The organism is Rubrivirga sp. (genome assembly GCF_965213695.1).
Classification (GTDB): Bacteria; Bacteroidota; Rhodothermia; order Rhodothermales; family Rubricoccaceae; genus Rubrivirga.
The window spans coordinates 1,580,418-1,606,432 of sequence record NZ_OZ243912.1 but is presented as its reverse complement, the minus strand read 5'-3'; the positions used below and the strand labels follow the sequence as shown (position 1 = coordinate 1,606,432).

The window sequence follows — 26,015 nt, the reverse complement described above, 5'->3', positions numbered from 1 at the left end:
CCGACATCACGACACGGACGGTCGCTGAGGCCATCGGCTCATCGGAGTCGTCCCGCAGCGTGACGTCGGCCCGGTCGAGGAAGCGAATCGACGGGCTCACCGCCCCGTGCACCCCCCCCACCGACACTCGGAACACGTACCGAGAGGGCCGTCCCATCTCGGCGTCCCCGGCGACAGAGGATCTAGAAAGGGAGCCGGCGTCGTACGGAGGCGGGTCCTCGCCATCGGGGGCAACCTGAAGGACCACCTGCTCCTGCAGGTCGTCTCCGGTCGGCCACGAGAGCACGAATGGGGTCGCGCCCTCGACGCGCCCGCCGGCCACCTCGCCCATGACCTCGGCCACCTTCGACCGCTCGACGCCGCCCGACGCCGCCACCGCCTCCCGCCACACCTCGAAGTGCGCGAGCGCCCCGTCCGCGACCCCCACGCACCGCGCCGACATCCCCACGGCCTCCCCCACCCGCGCCTCGTCCCGCTCCCACCGGCACCCGTACACCCCCACGAGGCCGACCTCGACCGACCCTGACTCCGCCAGCCCGTCGCACCACACCTGCCCACCGGTCCCGAGCTGGCCGTCCCGCGCGTCGCCGCCCCCCCCGGCGTGGTACGCCCACCCGGCCACCGGGCGACCGGCCCCGTCGGCGTACCCGACCCCGACCCACGGGCTCAGCGGACGGGCCGTCGCCCCCGTCCCCGGCGTCCCCGGACGCAGCGCCGCCCCCGCCGCCGAGGCCACCGCCGCCGTGGCCCCCGCCGACCCCCCGCCCCCGGCCGACCCGATCAGGACCGTCGGGCACCCCCCGGCGATGACGTCGGGGGCCGGGGCCGCGCACACGCATTGGTCGCCCATCCGGGCCGCCGGGCGCCCGCCGATCAAGACGGTCGGGGCCCCGACCACGACCGGCCCGCCGACGTGGGGGCCGGGCGAGCACAGCGGGCACACGTGGAGGTCGCCCATCGTCGCGGCGGGCTGGCCGCCGATGAGGACGGTCGGGTTCCCCGACGTCACGGCGCCGCCGTGGGCCGTCGGGTCGCCGAGGCGAGCAGCGGGCTGGCTCATGAGTGCGCGGGGTGGGGGCGGGGAAAGGTACTCAGCGGCCCAGGCGGCGGATCGGGACGGGCCGGCCCGGCGCCGAGCGGTCCGCGCCGGCCGCCGGGGCGGCCAGGCTCAGCATGAGCCGGTGGACCTCGGGCCCGAGCAGACGGCGCGTCCGGGCCGAGAACGACGCGGACAGCGTGAGGGCCCGGTCGCCGACGACGGCCACCACCTGCTGCTGGTAGAGCACGTCGCCGGCCACCGGCGACCACCGGAGCACGGCGCGCTCGGCCGGCGACCCGTCGTCGAGCGCGACGGCGTCGCGGACCAGGACGGCCGCGCCGGGCAGCGCGTCGAGGGCCGCCCGGACCTGGGCGTCGGCGAGCGCCGCGAGCGACTGGCCGTCGTGGGGCACCGTGACGACGGTGACGTGGTGGGCCCGGCCGTCGGCGACCGGGCCGGCGATCGTGTGCGTCGTCGCGTCGGACCAGCCCGGCGGGAGCGCGAGCGAGAAGGCGTCGGCGCGGTACGGCGTCGTCGGCGGGGGCGCGGGGGCCCGCCGGGCAGTCGGCGCCGGGCGCGACGCGCCCAGCCGCGAGCCGTGTCCCAAGCGGTCGCGCATGACTAGTTGATCTTGACGAGTCCGCCTTTGACCGTCGTCACGCTCCCCTCGACGGTCGTCATGGCACCCTTGACGGTCTGGGCCCCGGCGGCCTGGCTCGTCACGCTCGCGCCCTTGGTCGTGTGCGAGCCCGAGGCCTGGCTCGTGACCGTCGCCCCCTTGGCCGTGAGCGCGCCGCCGGCCGCGAGGTCCATCGTCCCGCCCGCGTCGACGGACGCGCTGCCGCTGGCGGCGACCGTGAACGTGGCGCACTGGACGTCGACGGCCCCGCCCGCCTTCATCGTGATCGAGCCCGACGTGTCGAGCGCGATCGTGCCGGCGCCGGCGTCGATCGTGACCGTGTGGGCGCCCGAGGCGTCGGCGACCGTGATCGTCTGGCCCGCGTCGTCGATGGAGACGAAGTGGCCGGCCGTGCTCTGCAACGTCGCCTTCCGGTTCTCGTCGTCGAGCACGACCAGGTGGCCGCCGGACGAGCGGGCCTCCAAGCGCCGGTTGTCGTCGTCGAGCGTGACCGTGTGCTTGCCCGTCGTCGAGACGAGCACGCGGTTCTTGTCGTCGTCGAGGAGGACCGCGTTCTGGTCGGGGCTCGCGAGGCGGACGAACGCGGCGTTCTGGGTGTCGTCCATCACTAACTCGGAGCCGGCGAACGTGCGGACCACGTTCTGCATCCGGTTCTCGGCGACGGCCGGCGAGTGCTGGCTGGGGTTCGGGACCGTCCCGAGCGCGAGGGGCCGGTCGGGGTCGCCGTCGACGCACGCGAACACCAGTTCCGTCCCGGCGTGGTTGGGGAAGTGGATCCCGTAGCCCGGGCCCGAGTACGGCTGGGCCATCCGGATCGGCCGGGTCGCGGCGCCCTCGGGCTCGGCCGAGCGGTCGAACGGCATCCGCGCGCGGTAGCGGCCGTCCTCGTCCAAGAAGGCGTACGGGCCGCCGGCCGTCTCGACGCGCGCCGTCATGACGCCGCCGACGCGGGGCCGCGGCGTCCGCCGCTCGGGCCGGAACGGGGCCGCGGCGGGTAGCGCCGTAAATCGGTTGACGTAGGTCGTGGCCGGGGCCCCGTCGCCGCCGGCGTCGGGCTCGACGAGCGGGCCGAGCTCGGCGAGGAGCCCGCCGTCGCTGGCGAACCCGTCGACGGCCGCACTCGCGCCGAGCGCGCCCGTCTGGGCGCCGGCGTGGAGCACCTCGACCAGGAGGTAGTCGCCGTCGAGGTCGGCCCGGTAGTGGTCGGTGAGCGTGAACGTCCGACCGGCGCGGAAGCCGGCGCAGTCGCCAGAGCCGGCGAGGACGCGCCGCCGCGAGGCCACCTCCTCAGCGCGGACGCGCGCCAGCCGCCGGCCCTCCTCGGGGTCCTTGTGGTGGTCGCCCCAGGCGTAGGCCTCGCGCACGCCGTCGCCCCCCTCGCCGACGGGCGCCTCGGCCTCGAGCCCGGTCTCGGGCGTCCGGTAGTTGTAGTCCCGCACGCGGACGGCGTCGACGCCGAGCTGCTCGCGGACCGACAGCCGCTCGATGGCCTCGGCGTCGTCGCGCCCGAACCCGGCCCCCTCGCGGTAGGGCACGGCCGGCTCGGCGATGGGCGCGAACGCCCCCCGGTCGTCGGCGATGACGAGCCGGTCGCGGCCGGCCTCGTCGTGGCGGAAGACGTACCACGCCCCGGCGTGCTCGAGCTGGCGGCTGAGGAAGGCGAGGTCGCTCTCGTTGTACTGGACGACGTACTCGCGCTGTGGCGGCGGCTCCGCCAGCGAGATCTCGACGTCGGCCTCGGCCAGCCCGGCGTCCCGGAGGACGGCCCGCGCCAGGTCCGCCAGCCCGACGTCCTGGAACACGCGGCTCTGCTGGCCCAGCCCCAACCGCCACAGCCGCGGCACCAGCACGGCCCGGTAGCGGAACCGGTCCGCCGAGCGGCCCGCCTGGTGGATCGCGGCGACGACGCCGTGGACGGGGACCGGGTCGCCGATCGCGCGCATCCGGGTGAACGTAGCCTGGGCGCCCAGGACGGCCGCGAGGTCGACGTCGGCCTGGTCCGAAACCAGGTCGAGCTCGAACCGGAACGGCTCGGAGACGGCCTCGCGCCCGGCGAACCGGGTCACCTGGAACGTGTCCTCAGGCAGGTCCGCGACGGCGAACTGGAGGTGGGACGTGTCTGCGCGTACAGTGACGGCCATAGGTGTGGGGGCATGTGCCGCAAAGTAGGCATCATCGACGGCCTCCGCGAGCCAAGGCGGAGCTCTGTCTGGAGCATACACCCCCCGACGTTCTCCTGGATCCACACGAGCTCTGCGAGCGGCGCGGTCGCGCTTTGTCCATCGCCGAAGGAACGCCCGCGCCGGCTACCGGGACTCTGAAGGGACGGGGACGACGGCCGTGGCCTCCTCGAACTCCGACCCACGGAGGTGGACGACGCGGAGGGACCCATCGTCGAGGAACGCGGCGCGGACGAATGCCGAGACTGGGGCGGCCGTCGGCGAGAGCGAGAGCGACACGTCGGTGAGGGGCTGGGCGCCCTCCCAGAGTCCGTACACGGCCACGCCGCCCGGCGTTGGGACGGCCACTCGCTCGCGCGTTGAGTCGACGGCGAGCACGTCAGAGAACATCTCGGACGCTCGGCCTGTCTGGGTCGAGACGTAGAGCGACGCGCTGCACGGGCTCCCGCACGAGATGCGGACCTCGACGAGGTCGTCAGCGACACGTCTCACGTGGAGGGCGTTGGCTGGCGCCTCGACCAGGACCGACCGCCCTCCCTCCGGAGACATCAGGACGATTCTCTCTCCGTCCTGTTCGACCTCCCACGGCGGAGTCGGCGCAGCCTCGTTCCCCCTCTGAGCCGGCCTCCCCGCGCGTTCGGCGGGCCGCTGTGCACCACAGCCGGACGCTCCGGTCGAGGCCAGGAGGACGAACGCCAGCGCCAGGAGTCGGATCATGGGAAGGGGCTCTTCTCCGCGTGCCTCCTGATCTCGTACAGACCTACGGTACCGTCACGGTAGGCCACGGCGAGGAGGCGGCCGTCCTCCGACAGGTCGAGCGCCGTGACCTGCGGCTCCTCCTCCGAGGACCGCAGGGGCAGGGACGCCCGGACGCGGAGGTCCCCGTCGTAGAGGAGCACCTTTTCCTCGGATCCGGAAACGGCAGCGACAACGTTGAGGTCTCCCGATCCGTCGAGGAGGGCCGCCTGCCCCTCCCACTCCGCGTCCGGAACCTCGCGGCCGTACGTGTAGGTGGAGAGGACGGCGACGCGCCCCTCAGCGACGATGAACCTCGCGCCGCGCGCGCCCCACAGCACCGTGCTCATCGCTGTCAAGGCTGGGACCCCATCGACGCGCGTGACGCGGCCGTCGCGTATCGACCACTCCACGGTGAGGCCGGCATCGTTCGTTGCCCGGATGAGGCCGGGGGCGTCCGTCAGCGTCATCGACCCGAACGAGAGTTCCGTTCGAACCGACGCTATCACCGAGGCGGTCTCGACGTCGACGAGAGCGTACCCGCTCGGCGACGAAACGAGCGCGGTGTCTCCGACGACTCGGACGCGGGCGGCGGGGTCAGGAAAAGGAAGCCGCGCGCATCCAGCTCGTTCCGTCTCCGAACGCCAGACGCAGGCGTGGCCATCCGTCGTCCCGAAGACGAGGCGATCGGCTGATGCAGAGGTGACCCAAGTCGAGAGCGCGGGCAGGTCGATACGGCGCCACTGCCCCGACTCCACGACCCAAGCGTCCTGCCTGTCGTCGACGGCACCGAGACGCCCATCGGAGACCGCGATCGACGTGACGAGGACCGGATGGATAGTGGCCTCGACGAGGCGGAGCGTCCATTCGACCGAATCGTCGCTGGCCTGCGTAGAGACGCCCGCGTCGGGGAACGGGCGGGTGGCCTCGGGTCTGCCGTTGGCCTGGCACCCGGCGAGGAGAGAGAGCGCGAGGAGTGGAGCGACGACGCGCATGGCTACCCTCGAAATCGCTCGCCACGCTCCAACTTCTCCTGCACCTTCGCCGCGCACTCAGCTTTCGTGATCTCGCCGTTGCCATCGGAGTCGAGACCATCGTTCTGCCGATAGGCCGTGGTCCCAGCGCGAAACAGGACAGCCGACTCGGGGTCGCCGATGTTCGCTGGTCGGAGGACCGCCATGTAGACGTCCGACAACGTCGTGATCTTGCCGAACTGGCGTTGCCTCATGCGGAAGTATCGTTCCACGTAGTCGAGCTGCTCAACGGCCGTCATCGCCTCAAGTGCCTCCAGCGTCGTATTCAGGTCCGGCTCCGACGCCGCCCCATCCATGAACTGGATGAGGCCGACGGCCCGGCTGCCCGCTTGATTCCAGATGGACGGGCTGAACGTCTCGGCCGACTCGAAGGCCATGATCGCCATGAGGTAGTCAGCATCGATCTGGAGTGTATCGGACATCTGGAGCACGCGGCTCTTGAACTCCGGGCTTACGCGCTGCCCCCACACCACAGTCTGGTCTCCGCCCCCATCAGCGTCCGGGGATTCCGTTTCGGCCAGGGAGCCCGCGATGTGGACGAGCAGGCTCAGCGGGTGGTAGTGCCACAGCCGCGGCTCAGCCGGGAGGCCGGCGCCGGCCGCGACCGCCTCGGCCCACCACTGGTGACGCTCGACCGCCTTCGCCGTCGCCTCGGGCGCCCCGACGCCCAGCGCCGCGACGGCGGCCGGCACGTCGGAAACGCCCCACTCGCTCACGAACCGGCACGCGGCGTGGCGCAGGCGCGTCGCCCGACCGCCGACGTCGGCGGTGTAGAACGTCGCCAGTTCGTCGTGGGCGAGGTGGCCGGCCGGGTCGGCCCCCGCGGTGTCGCGCTCGAGCGACGGGCGGGCGGGCGTCGCCCCCTCGCGTCGGGCCTCGACGGCCACCACGACGCGCTCGGCGAACAGGTCGGTGCCCAGGATGGTCGTGTCGAGCCGCTCGAACAGGCCGAGCACTTCGGCCGCGTCAGTTTGAAAGTCGGCGTCGGGGTCCTCGGCGGCCCACCACGGCGGCGGCGCCTCGACGCGCGTGCGGACCGACACCTGGGCCGTCGACGACCGGGCGAACGGGCGGACCTCGATCGTCTCGCCCGCCAGCGCCACGGGCGGCGTGTAGACCAGCCGGTCACCGGCGCTCCGGAACGTCGCCACGACCGCGTCGCCGGCCCGGACCTCCCAGTTGACCCGGGCGCGCTCGTCCGGCGTCGGGGACACGTTGAAGTCGGCGGCGCGGAACGTCGCGGGCTGCCCGGCCTCGACCGTCGACGGCCCCTCGGCTCGGCGGACCAGCACCGTCCGGCTGCTGAGCGGGGGCGAGACGCGAGAAGTCGGAGGCGAGCCGGCCTGCCCGTCGCCGGAGACGTCCGGCTCGACGGGCCGGCACAGGTCGGCCACCAGGTTGGACTCCGAGATCATCTCCCAGTGGAGGGTCTCCGGCAGCGGGTCGTCCGGGAGCGACCGCAGGCCGTGCGTGCCGACCGTCCACAAGACGTCGCCGGCCCCCACCTCCCGGTCGACCGCGACGACCTCGCCCGTCGCCAGCCGGTCGAGCAGATCGGTGTCCAGCTCGGAAGTGCGCGTGCTCCGGACGTACTGCGAGTTCGTCGAGATGAACGCCTCGACCGGACCAGAGGAAAGGTGGATCCGAGCCCAGCGGAAGTGGCCCGTTTCGAGTGCGGCCTGGGGCGCGTCGGAAAGCGGCTCGACGCGCGTCCCTTTCTCTGCCGTTCCCAGCCAGGTCTCGTCGCGGACGACCGGGGCCGAGCGGTAGTTGAGGCCCGTCGTGGTCTCGAACGTCTCGGGGCTGACTTTCTGGAGCCAACTCACCGCCTCGACCGTGACCGGCGCCGGCCCTGCCCGCTCGACGTATTGGGGGTCGGTCGTCACGTACGCCTCGACCGCTCCCTCCGCTAGGTGGACCCGCGACCACGCGAAGGCGTCCGTGTTGCGAGCAGCCTGGGCCGCTTCGGGAAGCCGCTCGACTCGGGTCTGGCGCGGGGCCGTCCCCACGACGAGAGAGGCGTCCATGGCGGGAGCCGAGCGATAGTTCACCCTCGTCGTCGTCCGCAGCGTTTCTGTGGAGGCTCCCGCTTGCGCTGGCCCCGAGCGGTCGTCGGCGAGCGGGGCGAGGTGCATGTAGAGCGAGTAGAACGGCGGCGGCTCGGCGGCTGGCGAAGGCGTGTCGCCAGCGGAGGAGGCGCCGTCCTCGGCGTCGGGAGGAGCGGGGGCCTCGTGGCGGACGAGGACGAAGTTCCGGCTCCCGAACGGTCCCTCGGCCGCGTCGCCGGCCCCGAGCCGGGCGGCCACCACGCGGCCCGGGAGGCAGGCGTGGACCGTCCGAGGCGCGGCGGGGTCGTCGGGGTCCGGGCGGAGGTGGACGCCGCCGTGCCAGATCGTGTTGTCGCCGACGGGGTACCACCCGCCCCGTCCGCCCGTCTCGACGTGGGCGTAGGCAGCCTCGACGGCGTCGGCCGCGAGCGCGAGCCCGTCGCCGAGGTCGAGGGGGAGCGATGCGTTCGCCCCACCACGCGCGTAGCCGTTGCCGAGATCAACAGCAAACGGCGAGTCTGGCGTGGGGTTGAGGTTAATGAACACCTCTAGGCCAGGACTGTCGGCGTGGTCACCCACGAGATCGAGACGCTTCGTGTGCTCGTTGGTTTGGAGGAGCCGAGCGGCCCGGATCCAATACGTGGCGCCCGTCGAGTTCCACACTCCTTCGGTTACGACCTCAATATTGTCTTCGCCCACCAACTCGACTTTGTCGAGGTCACCCCGTCGGTTGGCCCTAGCGGGGTCATCGATGTGAAGCCAGAGGCTCCCGTCGCCCTCAATCCTGTAGCCGGAGACGACGACGATGTGCCTCGGGAGACTGAGGTTGAGGGACAGCCCCGCGTAGAGGACGATAGGGTTGTTGACGCGAAGCGACTCTACGACATCGCTAAAAGCAGCATCTATCTCGGCTTGACTGGGAGCCACATCGTGCCGGCGCGACAACAACTCGCTGCGGAGCGAGCCAGAGACGAGATCCCGCCGCTCCCAGCCTGGCTTGATCTCCTGCAGCCCCTGCATGAGCACGTAACCGGCCGCATAGGTCCTCCTGCCCCCAGGATAGAAGAGGTCTCCTCGGTCCTGGTCATTGACGACGTAGTGGCTCTCGTCTTGCCCGCCGACGGCCACGTAGTAGTTATAGACCATGGCCGAGCTGGTCCGGCCACACCACTTCTGAGACTCCCTCTCTGTGATGACACTGGCACCATTGCCCTGCGACAGCGAGTGGATTTTAAGCAGGCGGCCTTCCATAGCTCAACCTCGGTAGATCAGCGCGCGAGAGGGTAGGACGTCGGCCGCCCCGGCGGCAGTGGCGAGAGGTCGAGTCCGCCCGCTGAGACCCCTCCGCTCGGTGAGACTCCTGGATCGAACGGCTCCACCCGCACCGAGCGCGCCTCTGGCACGAGCGTCACGGCAAACACGGAATAGATCGGACCAGGCACGTCGGCCAGGGGGCGCTCCCCGCTCGAATCGAGCTGTAGCCCGCAGAAGTCGGAAGCCCGGTCGTACGGGTCGCAGACGTTCCAAATGACCAGGTCGGACCCCTTGTACCGCACGCGTGGAGGGCGGGCGTGCCACCGCCCGTACGGAAACACGGCACGGAGGTCGAGCGCTCCCAACTCGGTATCTAGCGTCGCCGTTGCCGCGTCGAAGCGCACACGACCTGGTCCTCCCGGCGCGGGAACAGGGGGGCGCTCCGAATGGGGCGCCTCCGCGCCCATTGGGAGGAGCGAGCCCTGCGCTTGGCCGACGGAGTCGACAAGCAAGAGAGCAGGTCCCGCCTCATAGGGGATTGGGAACACCTCGGCGGTCCGACCCTCCAGCACGTTCATTAGGGCGATGCGGTCACAGGCACCATCGAGGCGGTACCCAGGCGTGATGGCGACGGCGTAGTCCATGGCAAGGATCTGCCAGTCGTCCGGCTCGGCAGTGTCGAGCCAGCTGACGTCGCCGACGCGCTCGAGGAGGGGGCGGAGGGAGTAGAGGGGGGCGTTGGGCTGGTCGGGTAGCCGGAGGTAGAGCCCGAGGGGCAGGGCTTCTTGGGCGGCGGGGTCAGGCTCATCCCCGAAGATCTCCATGCGGGGACAGTCCAGTTCGTCTTGGGACGCCGCCTGAGCACGCGGCGCGGCGAGTGCGGCTTTGGCAGGCACTTCCGCCGCCGACGCGGACTCAGCGGACGCCTCAGGCCGGCACGCCGCGAGGGCCACGCCGAGCAGGGCAAAGCCGAGCAGGGCTCCGGCGGCACGTGGACGCCGCCGGAGCGTCCTCGGGAGCGCTGACGCGGCGGTAACGGTGGCGGCCATGATGAGACAGGACGCGCTGGTTGAGGGTCTGATCGAAGACGGCACGTCTCGGCTCAACATAAGACTAGCGACCCTCGCTGGAGGGGCGGAGCAGGCGGACGTATACCGTCTGCGCAACCGGCACCGGCCAGCCAGCGCCGCCGCACGGCCTGTGGACACAGGCCCCGTGCCGGAGCATTCCCGCTGACGTTCTCACTGACGAGGAAATGGGGATGGAGTTGCTCCAGACAAGGGCTTGGTGGCTTACAGCACGACGCGATGGAAGTGACATCCAGCAGTCACGTCCATTGCGGCGATGCAACACAGACAGGCATATGCGAGGATCGCATACAGGGACGCGATTCGTACACAGTTTTGATGCTGCGCGAAGGTATCGTCACGGCGACAGGATGAAAGGAAGCAACCGAAGATGTGTGTGCTGACCGGTCGGAACCAAGGCGGCGTAGCCCCGGCCGGGCTGGACCGGCACGTCGAGGACTGCGTCGGCATCGTCGGGCGGGGGCGACGGCTCCTCGGCGGGCTCGCCGTCGGCGGGCTGGAGCGCGACCTCGACCGGGCCCGGGAGGACGTCGTCGAGCGCGAGCCGGCCGTGGGCGTCGAGCGACTGGGTCTCGGTGGAGCCGTCGGGCCATTCGAGAGTCACCTCGCGGCCGGCCGCGGGCCCGCCGCCTGCGGCGAGGTTGACGACGGAGAGTGTCACGGGCTCGGCCACCGGGAGCGGCGGCGAGACGGCCACGACGCCGTGGAGGTCAGCCGCGAACGAGAGCGCCGGGCGCTCGTAGCGGTAGGGCGGCTCGCCCCGTGGAGCGCCCGCCCGGTCGGCGGCCCGGTCGAGCAGCGCTTGCCGAGCGATGTCGAGGCGGGCGCCCGGGAGCACCGCCCGCCAGTCGACGCGGACCTCGCGGTCGCGGACGACGCCCCGGAGCTCGACGACGGGCTCGGACAGCTCGCCGACGCGGACGGCCAGGCGGACTGCCGCGCCCTCCAGCTTCGGGAGCAGATCCCGCCGGGCGTCGACGCCGACCACGAGGGTGACCGGCTCGTCTGGGGTTGCCACCTCGGCCGGTCGGCCGTCGCGCTCCCACCGTGGCGACAGCTCGATCCACGGGAGGACGACGAGCGGGCCACTCGTCACCTCAAGGCCCAGGTCATCGATCCGGGCGACCGCGACGGCGACGCCCTCGGTTTGGCGCGGGATCGGGACGTCGACGACGACCGCGTCGCGGTACATCAGCGCCTCGGCACGCGCGACGCGCCGGCCCCGGGCGTCGGTGACGTCGGCACGGACCGGGGCGCCCTCGCCGACGGCCACGCCCTGGACCGTAAGCCGGGCCGTCTGGCCGGCCACGGCGACCGGGCGGTCCCACGCGGCCCACACGAGCTCAGACTCGATCACGCGGTAGTGGAACGAGTCGGGGTCGAGCCGGACGCGCTCGCCGACCGGCCCGCGTGAGCGGACGATCCGGGTGCCGGGCGGGAGCCCGTACCGCTGGCGGATCTCGTCGTCGGTAGGCGAGGGCATGGGCGTGGGTGCCGGACGAAGACCACCCGAACGATACGACTCGTGCGTCCCGATCCGTCCCGGCATTCGGGGACCCCGCCGACGACGGGTCCGTATTCTCGCCCTCCTTCCCCTCGCCAACCAAATGGACGCCCACGACGTCAGGAGCCTGCTCCAGAAGCTCAACGAGCCGACCGCCGTCGCGCTCCAGGCCGCCGCCGGCCTGTGCATCGACCGGGGCCACTACGAGGTCGGCCCGGCCCACCTGCTGCTGGCCCTGCTCGACCGCCCCAGCGACGTGGCCGCGGCCGTCCGCAACGACACCGCCGACGACGGGGCCGCGCGCGCCGCGCTGATCGAGGTGCTCGACGGGTACCGGACCGGCAACACCGGCCGGCCGACGTTCTCGCCGCTCCTGCTCGACGTGATCCAGCAGGCGTGGATGACCGCGACGGTCCACCACGGGGCGTCCGAGGTCCGGTCGGCCCACGTGCTCGAGGCCGCGCTCGCCGACGGCCGGCTGGGCGTGTCCGAGGCGTTCGCCCCTCTCCGCGCGGCCGACCTCCGTGACGACTTCGACCGGCTCACCCAGGGCTCGGCCGAGGGCGCGCCGGCGTCGTCCGCCCCGGCGGCCCCGGTCGCCAGCGGGGGCGGTGGCGGGCCGCTCGACGAGTTCACGACCGACGTGACGGCGCGCGCCCGCGCCGGCGAGATCGACCCCGTGTTCGGGCGCGACCGCGAGATCCGCCAGATCACCGACGTCCTCCTTCGGCGGCGCAAGAACAACGCGATGCTCGTCGGCGAGGCCGGCGTCGGGAAGACGGCGGTCGTCGAGGGGCTGGCGCTGCGGATGGCCGAGGGCGACGTGCCGGACGCGCTCCGTGACACGGACCTGCGCGCGCTCGACCTGGCGCGGCTCCAGGCCGGCGCGAGCGTCAAGGGCGCCTTCGAGGACCGGCTCAAGCGCGTGCTCGCGGCGCTCAAGGAGGCGCCCCGCCCGACGTTGCTGTTCATCGACGAGGCCCACACGTTGATCGGCGCCGGCGGCGCGGCCGGCACCGGCGACGCGGCCAACCTCCTCAAGCCGGCGCTCGCGCGCGGCGAGCTGCGGACGGTCGCGGCGACGACCTGGGCCGAGTACAAAAAGCACATCGAAAAGGACCCCGCGCTCGAACGGCGCTTCCAGCCCATCTTCGTCGACGAGCCCACGGCGCAGAACGCCGCCGTCATGCTGCGGGGGCTGAAGTCGCGCTACGAGGCCCACCACGGCGTCGCGATCACGGCCGAGGCCGTCGACGCGATGGCCGAGCTCTCGGACCGCTACATCACCGGCCGCCAGCTGCCCGACAAGGCCGTCGACCTGATGGACACGGCCGCGGCCCGCGTCCGCCTCAGCCAGACCGGCCTGCCCGACGCGCTCGACGACGCCGAGCGCCAGCTCCGCGACCTCGCCATCGAGGCCAAAGGCGTCCGCGCCGACCTCGCCGCCGGCCTGCGCCACGACGCCGAGGCGATGGACGCGCTCGACGCCCAGCGCGACGCGCTCGAAGCCGACCGCGAGACGCTCCGCGACCGGTGGCGCCACGAGCGCGACCTCGCCCTCCGCTTGGCCGAGGCCCGCCGCCGCATTTCGGGCCGCGCCGACGAGGAGGCAGATGCGGCCCTCGACGTGGCGGAAGGGGGCGACGACACACCGGCCGAAGAGGCCCCCCCGTCGGAAGCGCCGGAAGCACCGGCCGACGACGCCCTCATCCCCCCTCCCCCCTCCTTCGACGACCTGCCCACGGACGAGGCCGAGCTCCGCGCCGAGATCGTCCGCCTGTCCGAGGCGTTGGCCGAGGTCCAGGGCGAGGCGCCCCTCGTCTACCCCGAGGTCACGCCGGCCGTCGTCGCGCGCGTCGTGTCGGACTGGACGGGCGTGCCGGCCGGGAGCGTGGTTCGCGACGAGGCGACGGCGCTGCTCGGGTTGGAAGAGCGCCTCGGTGCCCACGTTCGGGGCCAGGCCGAGGCCGTCGCCGAGGTGGCCGAGACGCTGCGCGCGGCCAAGGCCGGGCTCGGCGACCCCGACGCCCCGCTCGGCGTCTTTTTGTTTGTCGGTCCCAGCGGCGTCGGCAAGACGGAGCTGGCGCGGACGCTTGCGGGCGAGCTGTTCGGGGGCGACCGGTTCCTGACGACCATCAACCTGTCCGAGTACCAGGAGGCCCACACGGTCAGCCAGCTCAAGGGGTCGCCGCCGGGCTACGTCGGCTACGGCGAGGGCGGGGTCCTGACCGAGGCCGTCCGCCAGCGGCCGTACTCGGTCGTGCTCTTGGACGAGGCCGAGAAGGCCCACGCCGACGCGCTCGACCTGTTCTACCAAGTGTTCGACAAGGGGACGATGCGCGACGGCGAGGGCCGCGAGATCGACTTCAAGAACACGGTCCTGTGCCTGACCTCGAACCTGGGCGCGGGCCCACTCCTCAAGGCGTTAGAGGACCAGCCCGAGCGGCCCCCCATCGAGTCGCTCCGCGAGGGGCTCCGGCCGATCCTGTCGAAGCACTTCCAGGCGGCGCTGCTGGCCCGGATGCGGATCGTCCCGTTCTACCCGCTCTCCCCAGAGGCGCTGGCGGAGGTGGCCCGGATGCGGCTCCAGCGCGTGGCCGACCGGTTGGCCCAGGTCCACGGCGTCGCCTTCACCGTCTCCGACGCCGCCGTCCGCCAGATCGTCGAGCGGGGCACGCGGTCCGACACGGGCGCGCGCGCGCTCGACGCCGTCGTCCAGCGGACGGTGTTGCCGGAGGCCGCCCGGCTGCTCCTGGCCGCCCTCGCCGACGGCGACCCGCCCGCCGCCCTCCGCCTCGACGTCGACGCCGACGGCGAGCTCCACGTCGCCGTCGACGACGGGTCGGCCGAGCGCGACGATGAGCCGGTGGCCGACGTCTCCGACGTGCCCGGCGACGCCGACGTGCCGGACGTAGGTCAAGAGGAGTCGCCCGCGCTCACGGCCGACGTCGCCCCGGGCACCGAGGACGAGGCGCGGGTCGACTCCGACGACGGCACGTAGCTCTCCGGCCGAGTCACGCGCCTCCGTGTCACGCCCGACGGCCGGCCGCCTCAGTCACCCCCGGTGGTCGGCGGCTCGCGCATCTGGAGGTCGTCGACCGACGGGGCGACGGTGATCTCGATCCGCCGGTTGAGGCGCTGGTCCGCCGCCGTGTCGTTCGACGCGACCGGGTACGCCTGACCGTAGCCCGCCGTCACGACCCGGTCCTCGGCGACGCCGGCCTCGACCAGCCGCGCCTTGACCGCCTCCGCCCGGCGGACGGAGAGCTCAAAGTTCCGGTCCGCGTTGCCCGTCGCGTCGGTGAAGCTCTCCACCAGGACGGCGCGGTCGGGGTGCTCCACGAGGTACGCGGCGACGCGGTCGACGGCGGTGCTGGACTCCGGCTTGAGCGTGACCCGGGCCGTCTGGAAGGCGTCGGTGATGAGCAGGCGGCGCCCGCCCTGCTCGTCGGTCTCCCGGACGGCCTGCTCGGCCGCGTCGATCTCGGCCTGGAGCGCGGCCAGGCGGGCGCCCTGGCGGGCGAGGTACGCCTGGTGCGTGGCGAGGTCGCCGTCGCCGGCCGCGAGCGCGGCGGCGGCCTCCTGGGCGGCCCGCCGGGGGGCGTCGAGGTAGGCGGCCTGCATCGAGTCGGCCTCGGCCCGGTCGATCGCGCGGCGGGCCTCGTCGACGGCCGCGGCGGCGTCGGCCCGGGCGGCGGGCGGGGTGGACGAGGGGGCGGACGAGCCGCAGCCGACGAGGGGGCCGGCGAGGGCGAGGGTGAGGGCGAGGCGTCGGATCATGGGAGCCAGAGAAGGGGGGAGACGGGGGGCGCGGGGGCCGGGGCTACTGGGCGGCGATGGCGGCGCGGAGCTCGCGGACCTCGTCGGCCAGGGCCGCCTGGGTCCGGGCGCGGCTCGCGAGCACCGTCGCCTCGGCCAGCCGCGCGTCGACGGTGGCCTCCCGGCTGAAGCGGGCGGCGCGGGCGGCGTCGCCGTCGGCGAGGGCGGCCTCGGCCTGGATCAGCCGCGACGTGGCGGCCCGGAGCTCGGTCGGAGCTTCGGCCTCGGCCCCGACGGCGCGGGCGCGCTCGACGGCGGCCCGGGCCTCGGACAGGTCGCCGGAGGCGCTGGCCGTGGCGGTGGCCGGGGCGGACGACCCGCAGCCGGCGAGGGCGAGGGCGACCAAGAGTGACGGGAGGAAGGAACGGCGGGGCATGGGATAAAGCGTGAGCGGCTCGAGAGGGACGGGCACGCACGGGGACCGGCTCCTGCCGACGTCGGGCGGACGGAGCCCCCGTGCCCTCGTGGTAGCTTGTGGCCCGCGTTGGGTTCCACGGCCACGCGCCCGGCCCCCATCCCGACCGTCCACCGTTCCTATGGGCCCGTCTGATGCGCCCGCCCCCGGCCCCGCGCGGTCCGGGGCTCCGGACGCCCCCCGCCCCGTTCCCCGCCGGCGCGTCGCGCCCCGACCGCCCGGTACGCCGTGACCGACGCCCCGCTCTACGTCCGCGTTGTCGACGGCGAGGCCGAGGTCTTCGCCGGCACGTTCGACGGCCCGTTCCGGATCGGCCGCGCCGACCACGCCGACGTCCGCCTCGACTCTCGGGAGGTCCGTCCCGACCACGCCGAGGTGACCCGGGTCGACGGCGTGTGGTGGCTCCGCGAGGTCGGCCGGGCGAACCAGACGTTCGTCGGCGCGCGGACCGTGTCCGAGGTCCGGGTCGACCGGCCGACGACGGTCCGCCTGGGGTGGCGGGGCCCCGAGGTCACGCTGAGCACGACGCCCCCACGGCCCACGCCGGCCGACGACGACGCGCCGGCCGAGCCGGCCGAGGCCACGACGTCGTCGCGGGAGCTGGCGTGGGCGCGCCAGGAGGCCGAGGACGCGCGGCGGGCGGCGGCGTCGGCCGAGGCCCGGGGGCGGAGCCGGGTCCGCTGGGGCACGGCCGTCGGGGCCACGGCCGTCGTGCTGGCCCTCGTGGTCGCGCTGGGGCTCGGGTGGGCCGACCAGATCCGCCAGACCCGGCTCGAGGAGACGCTGCTCGACCTCCACGCCCAGATCCGGGCCCAGGACGTGACCGTCGCCCGGCTCCGCGCGCTCGCCGCCAGCCGCGTCGACCCCGAGCTCGACGCCCAGATCGCCCAGGCGACCGTGCTCCGGCAGGAGCTGAGCGAGCAGTACGACGCGGGCGTCCGCCAGACGTCGCTGTACACCGGCGGCTCGGGGCCGGGCTCGTTCGTCGGCAACCCCGCGACGACCGAGGAGGAGGCGATCTACCGCGTCGCCCGGGCGCTCGGCGAGTCCGAGCTCGACATGCCGCGCGGGTTCGTGAAGGCGGTCCAGGACGAGATCCACGGGTACTGGATGGACCGGGGCCGGGGCCGGTTCGTCCGGGGGATCGAGCGGGCCCGGGCCCAGGGCGTCGACCGGCTGGCCGTCGAGACGTTCGAGCGCTACGGGCTCCCGCGCCAGCTGTTCTACATGGCGCTCCAGGAGAGCGACTTCAACCCCGACGCCGTCGGCCCGCGCACGCGGTGGGGCATCGCCAAGGGCATGTGGCAGTTTATCCCGCCGACGGCCCGGCGCTACGGGCTCGCGACGGGGCCCGACGCCGCCAGCCGCGTGCCGGACCCGCTCGACGACCGCCACGACGTCGGTAAGGCGACCGAGGCGGCGGCCAAGTACCTCAGCTACATCTACACGACGGACGCCCAGAGCTCGGGGCTCTTGGTGATCGCGTCGTACAACTGGGGCGAGGGCCGCGTGATCAAGGGGGTCCGCCGGCTCGGCGCGCCCCAGGCCATCCCGAGCGACGCCTTCGAGGGGATCCCCGAGACGCCCCGCGCCCGGTCCTACTGGCACTTCCTCACGGTCCACCGCGACCGGATGCCGGCCGAGACCAAGGACTACGTGATGAAGATCTTCGCCGCGGCCGTGATCGGCGAGAACCCGCGGCTGTTCGGGTTCGACTTCGGCGACCCGCTGGCGCCGTACTCCACGATGGCGTTTTGAGCTGGCGCGGAGAGCACGGAGAGCACGGAGAGCACGGAGAGCACGGAGAGCACGGAGAGCACGGAGAGCACGGAGAGCACGGAGAGCACGGAACGTGCGGGCGGGTGAGGTCGCAGTCAAGCCACTCTCCGCGCGCTCTGCGGCGCCAGCCGCGCTCTCCCCGCGAAGCGGGGCTCTCCACGCTCTCCACCGCTCGACGCCACGTACGGCCGACCGGCGGCGGGGAGGCGCCGTAGCTTGTGGCGTCTCCCCTCCCCCCATGTCCCGCCTCGTCCTCCTCGCCGTCGTCCTCACGGTCTTCGCGGTCTCCGGCTGCTCCGGCTCGGGGGCGGCCCGCGACGACGCCCGCGACGTCACGCTCGCGGTCGCCGGCGCGCCCGGCATGAACGCCGGCGGCAACGCGGCCGCGCTCCAGATCTTCCAGCTCACCGACGCCGACCCGTTCACGCTGGTCCCCGTCGAGGAGTTCTGGCTCGGCGACGACGCCGTGTTCGCGGGCACCCTCGTCTCGCGCCGCGAGATCCTCCTCTACCCGCGCGAGGTCCGGGCTGTCCCCCTCGTGCTCGACGCCCGGACCGCCTACGTCGGCGTCGCGGCCGACTTCCGGTCGCCGAGCCTGGACGGGTGGCGGGCCGTGTTCCCGGCCAGCCGGGTGCTCGCCGAGGGCCTCGGCGTCCTCGTCGGCGACGACGCGCTCGCGATCACGGGGCCGCGCGTGGAGCCCGTCTCGGCGGACTCGACGGCCGACGGCCGCTAGCCGCCATGGCCCAGGACCGTCGCCGGGTGGTGTGGTACGAGGGGATGGCCCTGGACCCCCACCACCTCCAGCAGTGGGACCGCGCGAACCAACGGGACCTCGACGCCCGCGTCCGCGCCGTCCACCCCTACGGGTGGGGGTTCACGGAGCTCGCCGTCGACGTGGACCGGCTGGCCGGCGGCGAGATCGCACTGACGCGAGCCCGCGGCGTGTTCCCGGACGGGTTGCCGTTCGACGCGCCCGACACGGACCCGCTGCCGCCGCCCCGCGCCCTCGCCGACGCCTTCCCCCCGACGGCCGACCGGCTCGTGGTCTCGCTCGCGGTCCCGGTCGAGCGCCGGGCCGGGGCCAACGTCCGCTTGCAGAACGACGCCCGGGCCGAGACCCGCTACCTCGCCGAGACCGCCCTGGTCCTGGACGACAACACGGGCGCCGACGAGCGGCCGATCGAGGTGGCTCGGTTGGGGCTCGTGCTCCGGGCCTCGACCGAGACCGCCGGCGCCCACGCGCTCCTGCCCGCCTGCGAGGTCGTCCGCGCGCCCGGCGGGGCGTACCGCCTGTCGGACACGTTTGTCCCGCCCCACACGGCGCTCTCGGCCTCGCCTCGCGCGCTGGCCGTGGCCCGGGGCGCGCTCGAGCTGCTGACGGCCAAGTACGCCGAGTTCGCCGAGCACCGCGACGGGCTGCTCGCCCAGCGCGAGCTGTCGGTGAGGGACCTGACGGCGCTCGGCGTGCTGTCCGTCGCTGGCGGCTCGCTGCCCGAAGTGGCCCAGGCGGTCCACACCGACGCCCACCCGCTCGCCCTCTTTACGGCGCTCGCCCGGCTGGCCGGCGCGCTCTCGGCCTACATCCCGGGGCTCCACCCCCGCGACCTCCCCCGCTACGACCACGCCCGACCGACCGACGGGTTCGAGGGGCTCGACGCGGCGCTCCGGTCGCTCCTGGGCGACGCCGCGCCGCAGTCGAACTACGTCCGCTTGCCGCTCCGGCGCGTCCGCGACGGCTTGTACGAGGCGGCGCTCCCGCTCGACCGGCCGGACCTCCACCTGTTCCTGACCGCCCGCAGCTCGACGCTCCCCGAGAGCCGTCTGGCCGACGAGGTCCCCCGCCTGATCCGCGTCGCCTCGCCCGACACCATCGAGAAGGTGCTCAGGAGCTACACGAGGGCGCTTCCCATCGAGGCCACGCAGCGCCTGCCCGTCGGCCTGCCCGTCGACGCGGACGCCTCGTACTTCGCGCTCCGGCGGCGGGGCCCGTTCTGGGACGCGATCCGGGCCGCCGGCACGCTCTCCGTCTTCGTCCCGGACGAGCTGGCCGGCGTCGACCTCCAGCTCGTCGGGGTGACGGAGTAGGGCGGTTGAAAACGTGAGAGCTGGGCGACACGCCCCGACGCCGGTACAGCGACGCACAATCCTGGCCGGTTCCAGATCGAGGATGCGTGATCCTCCCCGGCGAGAGTCACGCATCACGGATCACGCATCGAGAACGCCCTCGGGTCACCCGTCGGCCTCTCTGTGACAAAACGCTAGCTCAGGCGGAGCGCGAGGCCGGCGGCGAACACGGCCCCGAGCCCGATCAAGATCACGTAGACCACCCCGAGCGCGACCGACTTCAGGACCGTCTTGGACCAGCTCTGCGCGTAGACCCGGTGCTGGGCCACCAGGAAGTACACCGGGATCGACCAGGCGAGGATCATCCCCACCCGCTCTGCGAAGGCCGACGTCGGCGCGTCGGAGAACCCGCCCAGGAGCAGGATCGGGATGAACGCCAGAAACGTGAAGGCGTGGACGTGGAGGGCGAACACCAAGTGCTCGGCGTAGTACCGCGTCCGCCGCTCGCGGAGCGACCGTCGCAGCAGCCGGACCCGGCGGACACGCCACGGGCGGAGCATCGCGTGGCCGGCCACCCGCCGCCGGAGCCGGCCCACGGCACCCCGGACCGGGCGGGCGCGGGACCGGGCGATCCGCCGCTGGGCGGTCCGTCGCCGACGCCGCTGCCGCCACCGGCGGACGTCCCACGCGCCCCGTCGGAGCCCCGCCCACGCCCGGCGCCACGTCGGCGCGGAATCGGGCGCGGCCGGCGGACGCTCGCGGAGCCGACGCCGCCGGCCGGCGCCGCGCGCGTAGAACACCTTGAGGAGGACGGCGAACAGCGGCAGGATCAGGAACAGCGCCGTCGGGACCTGCCGGAGCACGGCCCGCTGGAACTGCGCCGCGAGCATCTGCCGCTCGACGGGCGACTCCGTCTCCTCCATCCGCCGGACCAAGTCGCCCTGCATCCAGGCCGGCATGTCTCTGAAGAAACCGTCGCCCACCAAGCTCCCCCCGGCGTCGACGATCTCGACCCGGCCGGTGTCGGCCAGGGCCGCCGCCACGCGCGGCGGGAGCGAGGCGACCGCGACGAGCGTGTCGCGCGGGACGTCGTCGTCGTCGGCGAGGTCGTCCATCCGGTCCTGCTCGGCGTCGAGCGCGTCCACGAGTTCGACGAGCGACGCGGCGAGCGGGCGGAGCGAGTCGGCGAGGGCCGTCCCCGAGGCCGTCGCGATGGCCGACTGGACGGCGGCGACCTCGGCCCCGGCGACCGTCTCGCGCTGGCCCAGGCGGTCGGCGAGGGCCCCGGGCGCGAGCGACGTGTCGGCCGGGAGCGGCCGGAGCTCGACCGTCTGGCGCCGCTCGGCGAGCGGGTCGGTCAGCGACAGGAGGAAGAAAAAGAGGACGGTCGCCGTGAGGTAGAGCCTCAGCGGGCGGAGGTAGCGCGTCCGCCGGCCGTCGAGGTAGGCGACCGTGAGGGCGCCGGGCCGGAACAGCAGGAGCCCGAGCGACCGCCACAGCCGCCCGTCGAGCCCGAAGTACTCCGAGACCGACTCGGCGATAAAGACGTGGGCCGGCTGGCGGAGCGGCTGGTCGCGCTGGCCGCAGTCGGGGCAGAACTGGCCCGGCAGCACGGCCCCGCAGTTGAGGCACGCCGACGGGGGCTCGTGCGCGAGCCGGTCGGCGCCGGAGCCGAGTGACGGCTCGGCGTCCGGCGGGGCCGGCGGGTCGGGGCCGAGCGCGACGGCCGGCGGGTCGGCGGGGAGGGCGGGGTCGGTCACGGCCGGAACCTACGGGGCCGAGGCCCGAGCCGTTACGCCGGCTCGCGGTCGAACGCGGTCTGGCGGGCGTCGTGGAAGCGCCCGGCGCCCGGGTCGAACCGACGCTCGCAGACGGTGAACCGGTCGGGCCCGACCTCGACCCAGTTGTAGACGTTGACGCCGCGGTTCGAGCCGCGCCCGCGGTTCGAGGTCGCCGTGCCGGCGCTCGCGATCACCAGCCGGTGGCCGTCGCCACCGGGCCGCGCTAGCTCGACGGGCTCGACGTGGCTCCGGTGGAGGTGGCCGCACAGGACCAGCTCGACGCCGGACCGCTGGGCCGCGCCGAGCGCCCGCCGGGCCCCGCGCGAGACGTCGTGGTCGCCGAGCGCGTCGAGCCGGAGCAGGTGGTGGTGGACGACGAGCACGCGGAAGGCGCCGGCCGGCTGGGCCGCGAAGAACGCCTCCATCTCGCGGACGTGCTCGCGCCGGATCCGCCCACCCTTGATGGTCCACCCGTGGGCCGAGTTGAGCCCGAACGCCGCCAGCCCCGGCACCTCCACCGTCGGCGTCGTGTCGTCGGAGATGAACCGGCGGAACCGCTTCGACGGCCGCCACAGCCGGTCGACCGGGTGGTGCCACCACGCGCGGACGTCGTGGTTGCCGGGGACGACCAGGACCGGCGGCTCGAAAGCGTCGAGCATGGCACGGGCCGCGCGGAACTCGCGCCGCCGCGCCCGCTGCGTCAGGTCGCCCGAGACGACGACCAGGTCGAGCCCGCCCGCGTTCACCTCGTCCACCAGCGCCGAGACCACTCGGTCGTCGGCGATCCGCCCGAAGTGGACGTCGCTCAGGTGAGCGAGGGTACACGGGTACGGGGTACCGGGTACGGAAGCGGAGGCGTCGCTCACAGCCGTACCTCGTACCTCGTACCTCGTACCCTCATCAGACCAGCATCAGCGCCGGCGTCTCGAGCATCGCCTGGACGTCGCCGAGGAAGGCCGCGCCCGTCGCCCCGTCGACGACGCGGTGGTCGCACGAGAGCGTGAGCGTCATCTGCTTGCCCGGCACGACCGCGTCGCCGTCGACGACGGGCACGTCGCGGATGGCGCCGATGGCCAGGATGCAGGCGTTGGGCGGGTTGATGATGGCCGTGAACTCGGCGATCCCGAACATGCCCAGGTTCGACGTCGTGAACGTCGAGCCGGCGTACTCGGACGGGTCGAGCTGGCCGTCGCGGGCGCGGCCCGCCAGCTCGCGCGTCTCGGCGGCGATCTGGGCCAGCCCCTTCCGGTCCGCGTCGCGGACGACCGGCGTGATGAGGCCCTCGGGCATCGCCACGGCGACGGCCACATGCGCGCCTTGGTGCTGGCGGATCACGCCCTCGTCTTCGAGGTAGCTCGCGTTGACCATCGGGTGCCGGCCCAGCGCCGCCGCGCACGCCTTCGTGACCAAGTCGTTGTACGACACCTTCGCCAGCCCCTGCGTCTCCGTCAGCGCGTTGATCTCGTTGCGGAAGCCGATGGCCGTCCGCATGTCGACGTCGACGGTGAGGTAGAAGTGGGGCGCGGTGAACTTGGACTGGGCGAGCCGCTTGGCAATCGTCTTCCGCATCTGGGTGATGCGGAGGTCCTGGCCGCCCGCCTCGGCCGGAGCCGACGGGCGCGGTGCTGGAGCGGACGGGGCCGGGCCACGGTCGGGCGCCGGAGCGGCGGCGGGTGCGGACGGCGCGGGCGCCGGAGCCCCGCCCTCCTTCGCCTTCTCGACGTCGCGCTTGACGACGCGCCCGTCCGGCCCGGAGCCCACGATCTGGGCCAGGTCGAGCCCGGCCTCCTCGGCCATCCGCCGCGCCAGCGGCGACGCCTTGACCCGTCCGCCGCTGGCGGGGGCGGACGGCGTGACCTCGCGCGCGGCGGAGCCTGTGGTGAGCGGAGCCGAACCATCGCCGGTGACCGGCTGGACGCTCGGGGCCGGCGCGTCGATGGCGTCGGCGGTCGCCGTGATCCCGTCGAGCCCGGCCGGCGCCGCGTTGCCCTCGTCGCGAGCTGGCGCCGCGGCTTTGACCTCGGTGGTCTCCGCCCCGCCGGCGGCGCCGTCACCGCCGTACTTGCCCAGCACGTCGTCCGGGCTCTCGCCCTCCGCCCCGAGCACGGCGATAAGGGCCCCGATGGGCACGCTGTCCCCCTCACCCACGACCCGCTTCAGGAGCACGCCGTCGTCGTAGACCTCGAGGTCCATCGTGGCCTTGTCGGTCTCGACCTGGGCGATCACGTCGCCGGCCGACACGCTCGCGCCCTCCTCGGCGAGCCACGCCACGAGGACGCCCTCCTCCATCGTGTCGCTCATCTTGGGCATTTCAACGGCGATGGCCATAGCAGGAATCAGGAATCGGGAGACAGGAATCAGGGTGGAGCCGGGCGCCGAGGTCAGAGCCGACGCCCCGATTCCTCATTCCTGACTCCTGTTGCCTACATGTAGAGCGTCTTCTTGGCGGCCTCGATCACGCCGTCGACCGACGGCATCCAGGCCTCAATCAGGTTCTTGGCGTAGGGCGCCGGGACGTCCTTGGCCGTCACCCGCTCGACCGGCGCGTCCAGGAAATCGAAGCAGTCGCGCTGGATCTGGAAGCCGACCTCGGCCGCGATCCCGCCGAACGGCTGGCTCTCGTCCACGATGACCAGCCGGTTCGTCTGCTTGACCGAGTCCTTGACGGCGTCGATGGGGAACGGGCGGATCGTGCGCGGGTCGATGACCGTCGCCTCGACGCCTTGCTTCGCCAGCTCCTCGGCGGCCTCCATCGCGAGCCAGTAGCTTTTCGAGTGGGCCACGATCGTCACGTCGTCGCCTTCGCGCGCGACGCGGGCTTCGCCGATGGGGAGCACGTAGTCCTCGGCCTCGGACACCTCGCCGCGCAGGCCGAACATCAGCTCGGACTCCAAGAACAGGACGGGGTCGTCGTCCCGAATGGCGGCCTTCAGCAGGCCCTTGGCGTCGTCGGGGTTCGAGGGCGCGATGATCTTGAGGCCGGGCACGTTCGAGTACAGCGCCTCGACCGAGTTCGAGTGCGTCGCGCCGAGCTGGCCGGCCGCCCCGTTGCCGCCGCGGAACACAATCGGCACCGACGCCTGCCCGCCCGACATGTAGCGGACCTTGGCCGCGTTCGAGACGATCTGGTCGAAGGCCACGAACGTGAAGTTCCACGTCATGAACTCGACGATCGGCCGCAACCCCATCAGCGCCGCGCCGATGCTGAGCCCCGCGAAGCCGGCCTCGGAGATCGGCGTGTCGATGATCCGCTTGGGCCCGAACTGGTCGAGCATCCCCTGGGACACCTTGTAGGCCCCGTCGTACTCGGCCACCTCCTCGCCGATGAGGTACACGCTCTCGTCGCGGACCATCTCCTCGGTCATCGCGTCGCGGAGGGCTTCTCGGAATTGCAGCTCGGCCATGTATGTCAGCAGGTACGGGGTACAGGGTACGAGGTACGGTCCAGCGGGTACCACGTACCCTGTACCCCGTACCGGATCAGACGGTAAAGGGGAAGTCGTCTTTCGCGTAGACGTCCTCGTACATCGTGGACACGTCGGGGAGCGGCGACTGCTCGGCGAACTCGACGGCGGCCATGACCTCGGCCTTGACGTCCTCGTCGATCTGGTCGAGCGCGTCGTTGCCCGCCAGCTCGTGGTCGACGATGTACTTCTTGGTCTTGATGATCGGGTCGAGGTCCTTCTTCGACTCCATCTCCTCCTTCGTCCGGTACTTCTGCGGGTCCGACATCGAGTGGCCGCGGTAGCGGTACGTCTGGACCTCGACGAAGTACGGCTTGGTCTGGCCGTCGGTCTCGCCGCGCGCGTCGTCGCCGAGGGTCTTGAAGGCGTGGTAGACCTCGAACAGGTCCATCCCGTCGATCACGGCCGTCTTCATGCCGTAGGGGTAGCCCTGCTTGTAGAGCTGGGCGTCGCCGCGCGAGCGCTCGACGGACGTGCCCATCGCGTACTCGTTGTTCTCGACAATGATGAGCGCCGGGACGTCGTAGAGCGCGGCCAGGTTGGCGGCCTCGTGGAACGCGCCTTGGTTGATGGCCCCGTCGCCGAAGAACGTCAGCGAGACGCCGCCGTCCTCCTTGTACTTCGACGCGAACCCCATCCCGACGCCGACCGGGATCTGGCCGCCGACGATCCCGTGGCCACCGTAGAAGTGCTTCTCGACGTCGAAAAAGTGCATCGAGCCGCCCTTGCCGCGGCTGCACCCGTCGATCTTGCCGAACAGCTCGGCCATCCCGGCGTCGCTCGACATCCCCCGCGCGAGCGCCAGCCCGTGGTCGCGGTAGGCCGTGATGATGGGGTCCGTGTCGCGGACGGCCCACACGGCGCCGGTCGAGACGGCCTCCTGCCCGATGTAGAGGTGGAGGAACCCGGCGATCTTCTGGCGCCCGTACATCTGGGCCGCCCGCTCCTCGAAGCGGCGCTGGAGCAGCATGTTCCGGTACATCGCCAGCACGTCGTCGGCGCTGAGCCCGAGCGACTCGTGGGTGTGGCCCGAGTCGCGGAAGATCTGGACGTCGGGGACGTCGGGCGTGAACCCGGCGGCGCCGTTGGCCGAGGCCTTCTTCGGGGCGGCCTCTTTGGCGGGGGCCTTTTTGGGGGTGGACGTGCCGGCCATGGGTGTCTCGACGAG

19 protein-coding genes and 1 pseudogene are annotated in these 26,015 nt (G+C 73.0%); 5 read left to right on the top strand and 15 right to left on the bottom strand.

Features of this window, described 5'->3' with window-relative positions; genetic code table 11:
- Positions 1 to 775: 775 nt before the first annotated feature.
- From ACOOHE_RS07030 to ACOOHE_RS07005, 6 genes and pseudogenes are all read right to left on the bottom strand, one after another.
- Positions 776 to 1,060, bottom strand: a pseudogene (locus ACOOHE_RS07030) (PAAR domain-containing protein); the annotation flags it as partial.
- A 31-nt stretch (positions 1,061 to 1,091) separates the two neighbouring features.
- Positions 1,092 to 1,658, bottom strand: coding sequence for a DcrB-related protein (locus ACOOHE_RS07025; protein WP_420457096.1), 567 nt, complete (start codon positions 1,656 to 1,658; stop codon positions 1,092 to 1,094).
- Positions 1,659 to 1,660: 2 nt separating this feature from the next.
- The gene (locus tag ACOOHE_RS07020) at positions 1,661 to 3,820 is read right to left on the bottom strand and encodes a type VI secretion system Vgr family protein (RefSeq protein ID WP_420457095.1); all 2,160 of its coding nucleotides are present in this window, start codon (positions 3,818 to 3,820) and stop codon (positions 1,661 to 1,663) included.
- A 165-nt stretch (positions 3,821 to 3,985) separates the two neighbouring features.
- Positions 3,986 to 4,351, bottom strand: coding sequence for a hypothetical protein (locus tag ACOOHE_RS07015; RefSeq protein WP_420457094.1), 366 nt, complete (start codon positions 4,349 to 4,351; stop codon positions 3,986 to 3,988).
- A gap of 221 nt (positions 4,352 to 4,572) precedes the next feature.
- On the bottom strand, positions 4,573 to 5,589 hold the full coding sequence (locus ACOOHE_RS07010) for a hypothetical protein (RefSeq protein ID WP_420457093.1): 1,017 nt from the start codon (positions 5,587 to 5,589) through the stop codon (positions 4,573 to 4,575).
- A 2-nt stretch (positions 5,590 to 5,591) separates the two neighbouring features.
- Positions 5,592 to 8,222 carry a hypothetical protein gene (locus ACOOHE_RS07005; RefSeq protein WP_420457092.1) on the bottom strand — a complete coding sequence of 877 codons (2,631 nt, stop codon included), beginning with the start codon at positions 8,220 to 8,222 and terminating at the stop codon, positions 5,592 to 5,594.
- Between the two features lie 21 nt (positions 8,223 to 8,243).
- On the opposite strand from ACOOHE_RS07005, the gene ACOOHE_RS07000 reads away from it, so the two are divergent.
- Positions 8,244 to 8,963: a hypothetical protein gene (locus tag ACOOHE_RS07000; protein ID WP_420457091.1), complete on the top strand. Its 720-nt coding sequence runs from the start codon at positions 8,244 to 8,246 to the stop codon at positions 8,961 to 8,963.
- On the opposite strand, the gene ACOOHE_RS06995 is transcribed toward ACOOHE_RS07000, so the two are convergent.
- Positions 8,945 to 9,979, bottom strand: a complete 1,035-nt coding sequence (locus ACOOHE_RS06995; protein WP_420457090.1) for a hypothetical protein — start codon at positions 9,977 to 9,979, stop codon at positions 8,945 to 8,947. The genes ACOOHE_RS07000 and ACOOHE_RS06995 overlap by 19 nt on opposite strands.
- A 376-nt stretch (positions 9,980 to 10,355) precedes the next feature.
- A complete protein-coding gene (locus tag ACOOHE_RS06990; protein WP_420457089.1) occupies positions 10,356 to 11,501 on the bottom strand; it encodes a hypothetical protein in 1,146 nt (381 codons plus the stop codon).
- A gap of 124 nt (positions 11,502 to 11,625) precedes the next feature.
- On the opposite strand from ACOOHE_RS06990, the gene tssH reads away from it, so the two are divergent.
- Positions 11,626 to 14,523 (top strand): type VI secretion system ATPase TssH, encoded by a 2,898-nt coding sequence (gene tssH, locus ACOOHE_RS06985; RefSeq protein ID WP_420457088.1) that lies wholly within the window; start codon positions 11,626 to 11,628, stop codon positions 14,521 to 14,523.
- A gap of 50 nt (positions 14,524 to 14,573) precedes the next feature.
- Here tssH and ACOOHE_RS06980 read toward each other — a convergent pair whose 3' ends face one another.
- Together ACOOHE_RS06980 and ACOOHE_RS06975 are read right to left on the bottom strand one after the other, a co-directional pair.
- Positions 14,574 to 15,302 carry an OmpA family protein gene (locus ACOOHE_RS06980; RefSeq protein WP_420457087.1) on the bottom strand — a complete coding sequence of 243 codons (729 nt, stop codon included), beginning with the start codon at positions 15,300 to 15,302 and terminating at the stop codon, positions 14,574 to 14,576.
- Between the two features lie 43 nt (positions 15,303 to 15,345).
- Entirely contained in the window at positions 15,346 to 15,717 is a 372-nt protein-coding gene (locus tag ACOOHE_RS06975; protein WP_420457086.1) for a DUF4398 domain-containing protein, read from the bottom strand.
- A 267-nt stretch (positions 15,718 to 15,984) separates the two neighbouring features.
- On the opposite strand from ACOOHE_RS06975, the gene ACOOHE_RS06970 reads away from it, so the two are divergent.
- The 3 genes from ACOOHE_RS06970 to tssK all read left to right on the top strand — a co-directional run bounded on the left by ACOOHE_RS06970 (position 15,985) and on the right by tssK (position 19,623).
- The gene (locus ACOOHE_RS06970) at positions 15,985 to 17,514 is read left to right on the top strand and encodes a transglycosylase SLT domain-containing protein (protein ID WP_420457085.1); all 1,530 of its coding nucleotides are present in this window, start codon (positions 15,985 to 15,987) and stop codon (positions 17,512 to 17,514) included.
- Positions 17,515 to 17,773: 259 nt separating this feature from the next.
- Positions 17,774 to 18,271: a type VI secretion system lipoprotein TssJ gene (tssJ, locus tag ACOOHE_RS06965; RefSeq protein WP_420457084.1), complete on the top strand. Its 498-nt coding sequence runs from the start codon at positions 17,774 to 17,776 to the stop codon at positions 18,269 to 18,271.
- A gap of 5 nt (positions 18,272 to 18,276) precedes the next feature.
- A complete protein-coding gene (gene tssK / locus ACOOHE_RS06960; protein ID WP_420457083.1) occupies positions 18,277 to 19,623 on the top strand; it encodes a type VI secretion system baseplate subunit TssK in 1,347 nt (448 codons plus the stop codon).
- Between the two features lie 173 nt (positions 19,624 to 19,796).
- Here tssK and ACOOHE_RS06955 read toward each other — a convergent pair whose 3' ends face one another.
- The 5 genes from ACOOHE_RS06955 to pdhA all read right to left on the bottom strand — a co-directional run bounded on the left by ACOOHE_RS06955 (position 19,797) and on the right by pdhA (position 26,000).
- Positions 19,797 to 21,362: a DUF3667 domain-containing protein gene (locus ACOOHE_RS06955; RefSeq protein ID WP_420457082.1), complete on the bottom strand. Its 1,566-nt coding sequence runs from the start codon at positions 21,360 to 21,362 to the stop codon at positions 19,797 to 19,799.
- A 32-nt stretch (positions 21,363 to 21,394) separates the two neighbouring features.
- The gene (locus ACOOHE_RS06950; RefSeq protein WP_420457081.1) at positions 21,395 to 22,249 is read right to left on the bottom strand and encodes a metallophosphoesterase family protein; all 855 of its coding nucleotides are present in this window, start codon (positions 22,247 to 22,249) and stop codon (positions 21,395 to 21,397) included.
- Positions 22,250 to 22,283: 34 nt separating this feature from the next.
- A complete protein-coding gene (locus tag ACOOHE_RS06945) occupies positions 22,284 to 23,711 on the bottom strand; it encodes a dihydrolipoamide acetyltransferase family protein (protein ID WP_420457080.1) in 1,428 nt (475 codons plus the stop codon).
- A 95-nt stretch (positions 23,712 to 23,806) separates the two neighbouring features.
- The gene (locus ACOOHE_RS06940) at positions 23,807 to 24,787 is read right to left on the bottom strand and encodes a pyruvate dehydrogenase complex E1 component subunit beta (RefSeq protein WP_420457079.1); all 981 of its coding nucleotides are present in this window, start codon (positions 24,785 to 24,787) and stop codon (positions 23,807 to 23,809) included.
- A 76-nt stretch (positions 24,788 to 24,863) separates the two neighbouring features.
- Entirely contained in the window at positions 24,864 to 26,000 is a 1,137-nt protein-coding gene (gene pdhA, locus ACOOHE_RS06935) for a pyruvate dehydrogenase (acetyl-transferring) E1 component subunit alpha (RefSeq protein WP_420457078.1), read from the bottom strand.
- Between the last annotated feature and the right edge of the window lie 15 nt (positions 26,001 to 26,015).